The organism is Luteibacter sp. P4_E6 (assembly GCF_056401535.1).
This window is the reverse complement of sequence record NZ_JBFUJE010000419.1, coordinates 1-3,478: the sequence shown is the minus strand read 5'-3', so window position 1 is coordinate 3,478 and position 3,478 is coordinate 1. Positions and strand designations below refer to the sequence as shown.

The following is a 3,478-nucleotide window of genomic DNA, read 5'->3' as shown; positions in this document are numbered from 1 at the left end:
TCGCCATCGTGAGCGCGAACGGGGCGAGGAAGCGGGCGGGGCGGAGCGAAGGAAGTGGAGCAGCGGCGAACATCGGGCGTTTCCCCCTGTAGGAGCAGCGCGTCGAGGTTATCAAATCAATAGGTTGCGTGGAATACCTCGCAAAGAGCACGAATTCATCCGGCGGACAGGCCGCGGGGCCGCAGCCGGCCGTTAAACTTCGTGCATGGATAGATCCCGAAGCGACGTTCTGATCATGGGCGGGGGAGTGATTGGCCTGGCCTGCGCGCTGTACCTGCTCAAGGCGGGAGCGAGCGTGCGGGTGTTGGAGCAGGGCTTGCCCGGTAACGGCGCCTCGCATGGCAACTGCGGCACGATCACGCCCAGTCACGCGGGCCCGCTGACCATGCCGGGCATGATTGGTACGGCGCTCCGCTCGCTGCTGCGCCGTGATGCGCCTCTTTACGTGAATCCCCGCCCGGACCCGGCCCGGGCGCGCTGGCTGCTCGACTTCGCCCGTCACTGCACCTGGCGCGATTACCACTACGCAGGCGAGGCACGAGGCGCGATTCTCAACCGTTCACGGGCCTTGCTCGGCGAGCTCATCGCCGACGAAGGCATCGTTTGCGAATTCGAGGAAGTGGGGGAGCTATACGTTTACCGCGACGCCCGGACGATGCAGGGTGACCGCCCGCACGTGGAACTCCTGCGCCGCCTTGGCATGGATGTGCGGGTCCTGGCAGGCGATGACGTACTCACGCTCGAGCCCGCCCTGCGCGAAGGCGTGGTGGGCGGCCTGCTCCACCCCGGTGACGCCCGGCTGCGCCCGGATCGCTACGTGGCCGAACTGGCCCGGCGGGTGCGTGAGCTCGGCGGAGCGATCGAAACCGGCGCGCGCGTGGACGAGTTCGTCCTGGAAGGCACACGCATTTCGCACGTGCGTACGACCGGCGGTGTGTTCAGCGGAGACCGCGTGGTGATGGCGCTCGGCGCATGGTCGCCCCTGGTCGGCAAGCTGCTCGACATCCGCCTGCCGATGCAGCCGGGCAAAGGCTATTCGCTCACCTGGGACCAGCCGCCCGAGCGCGTGCCGACGCACTCGCTGGTCCTTCGTGAGGCTGCTGTCTGCGTCACGCCATGGGCGTCCGGCTTCCGCCTCGGCAGCACCATGGAATTCTCCGGCTTCTCGGAAGGGCTCAACCCTGTTCGTCTGGATGCGCTGCGGCGCGGTGCCGCGACTTACCTGCACGAACCCGAAGGGCGTGGCGAGATCGTGCCCTGGTGGGGCTGGCGGCCGATGAGTGTGGACGAGCTGCCGATCATCGGTCCGAGCGCGCACTGGTCGAATCTCACCTATGCCACCGCCCACGGCATGCTCGGCATCAGCATGTCCGCCGCCACCGGCGAGCTGGTGGCTAGCCTGCTGTCCGGGCCTGCGCCGGTTCTCGACCCCACGCCCTATTCGCCAGCCCGCTTCGGCCTCTGATCGCCCGCTTCGCCGATGAATCGGCTCCTATAACAGCGGCCGCGTGTTTGCTACGGTGGCGCATTGACCCTGCTGGAGCGATGCATGACCGTGGAAGCCTTCGACCTCATCGTGATTGGCGGTGGCTCGGGGGGTCTCGCCGCCGCGATCCGCGCCTCGAAGCTCGGTGTGAAGGTCGCGCTAATCGAGCCCGGCGAACTCGGTGGCACCTGCGTGAACGTTGGCTGCGTCCCGAAGAAGGCCATGTGGTACGCCGCCCAGATGGCCGAAGCGCAGTACATCGCGATGGACTACGGCTTTCACGACACGCCTGGCAGCCTGGACTGGCCACGCTTCATCGAGCGACGCCAGGAATACATCGACCGCATCCACGGCAAGTACCAGCAGGCGCTCGACCTGGGTCACGTTACCGTCGTGCGAGAGACCGGGCGTTTCGTCGGCAAGGGAAGGGTGCGTGCGGGCGCGCGTGAACTGACAGCACCGCACATCATCATTTCGACGGGATCGAAAGCGAAGCACCTCGACAAACCGGGCTTCCACCTCGCCATGGACTCGGACGGTTTCTTCGACCTGYGAGCCTGCCCGCGCCGCGCCGCCATCATCGGCGGTGGTTACATCGCCGTCGAGCTGGCCGGCGTGCTTCGTGCGCTCGGCTGCGACGTGCACATGTACGTTCGCGGCCGCCTCATGGGAGGCTTCGACGAGGAGATGGCGTACGGCCTTGGCGAGGAGATGGAGCAGCACGGTATTCGCGTTCACTACGAGTGTCAGATCGTGGCAGCGCACGAGGCCGATGGCATGATCCTTCTCGACTGCGATCGCGGGGATCATCCTGGACCCTTCGAGGCCCTCATCGTCGCCATCGGCCGCGAGGCGAATACCGCGGCGCTCGACATCGGGACCATTGGCTTGGCCACCACCGGGGTGGACGGACACATCGCGATCGACGACTGGCAGAACACCAACGTCGAAGGGGTCTATGCCGTCGGCGACGTGACCGAACGGATGGCGCTGACCCCGGTGGCTGTGGCGGCGGCGCGTAAGCTCGTCGACCGCCTGTTCGGCGGCAAGCCGGAATCGAAGCTCGACTACCAGAACATCCCCAGCGTGGTCTTCTCCCACCCGCCCCTGGGCACGATCGGCATGTCCGAACAGCAGGCTCGCGAGGCCTACGGCGCCGATGTGCACCTCTACAAGCAGTCTTTCGTACCGATGCAGCTGGCACTGGCCCGACGGCCTATCACCACGCGGTTCAAGCTGATCTGCGTGGGCAAGGAATCGCGGATCGTCGGCATGCAGATGCTTGGCCCGGGCGTCGACGAGATCCTCCAGGGCTTTGCCGTGGCGATCAAGATGGGTGCCTGTAAATCCGACTTCGACGATACCCTTGCAGTCCATCCGACATCGGCCGAAGAGATGGTGCTGATGGGCGATCGGGTCCCCGGATGAGCGTTACACTCTGCCCATGATTCCCTACACCCTTCATCGCGGCACCGCGCCGCTCCTGGTCAGCCTGCCGCACAACGGCAGTGCTATTCCCGATGACATGGCCGCCCGCATGAAGCGCCGGGCGCGGGGTTCGGTGGACACCGACTGGCATGTTGCCGAGCTTTACGACTTCGCCCGCGAAATGGGGGCGAGCGTGATCAAGCCCTTCGCCTCCCGTTTCGTGGTGGACCTGAACCGCCCGGCCGATGGCCACCTGCTTTATCCGGGAAAGAACGAGACCGGCCTGGTTCCCACGGTGCTGTTCGACGGTCGCGAGATCTACCGTCCCGGCGCCGAGCCCGACGCCGCCGACATTGCCGACCGCGTCGAGCGCTGGTGGAAGCCCTATCACCAGGCCCTGGCCGGTGAGCTGGCCCGCCTCAAGGCCGAGTTCGGGCACGTGGTTTTGTGGGAGGGTCATTCGATCCGCAGCGAAGTGCCCATGCTCTTCGACGGACGCCTGCCTGACTTCAACCTCGGCACCGCCGATGGCGCCAGCTGCTCACCTGGCCTGCAGGCACGCGT

General features: G+C 66.2%; 3 protein-coding genes. All 3 read left to right on the top strand.

What is annotated here, in order from left to right:
• The first annotated feature begins 205 nt into the window (after positions 1 to 205).
• Positions 206 to 1,465 (top strand): NAD(P)/FAD-dependent oxidoreductase, encoded by a 1,260-nt coding sequence (locus AC1DT2_RS18410; protein WP_477297927.1) that lies wholly within the window; start codon positions 206 to 208, stop codon positions 1,463 to 1,465.
• A gap of 84 nt (positions 1,466 to 1,549) precedes the next feature.
• The gene (gorA, locus tag AC1DT2_RS18405; protein ID WP_477297925.1) at positions 1,550 to 2,914 is read left to right on the top strand and encodes a glutathione-disulfide reductase; all 1,365 of its coding nucleotides are present in this window, start codon (positions 1,550 to 1,552) and stop codon (positions 2,912 to 2,914) included.
• A 16-nt stretch (positions 2,915 to 2,930) separates the two neighbouring features.
• Positions 2,931 to 3,478: N-formylglutamate amidohydrolase (locus tag AC1DT2_RS18400; protein ID WP_477297924.1), on the top strand; the 548-nt coding region annotated here is incomplete at its 3' end.

What these genes read in the sequence shown, in the direction of transcription:
- AC1DT2_RS18410 (WP_477297927.1), top strand. Translation starts at nt 206, where the DNA reads ATGGATAGATCCCGAAGCGACGTTCTGATCATGGGCGGGGGAGTGATT.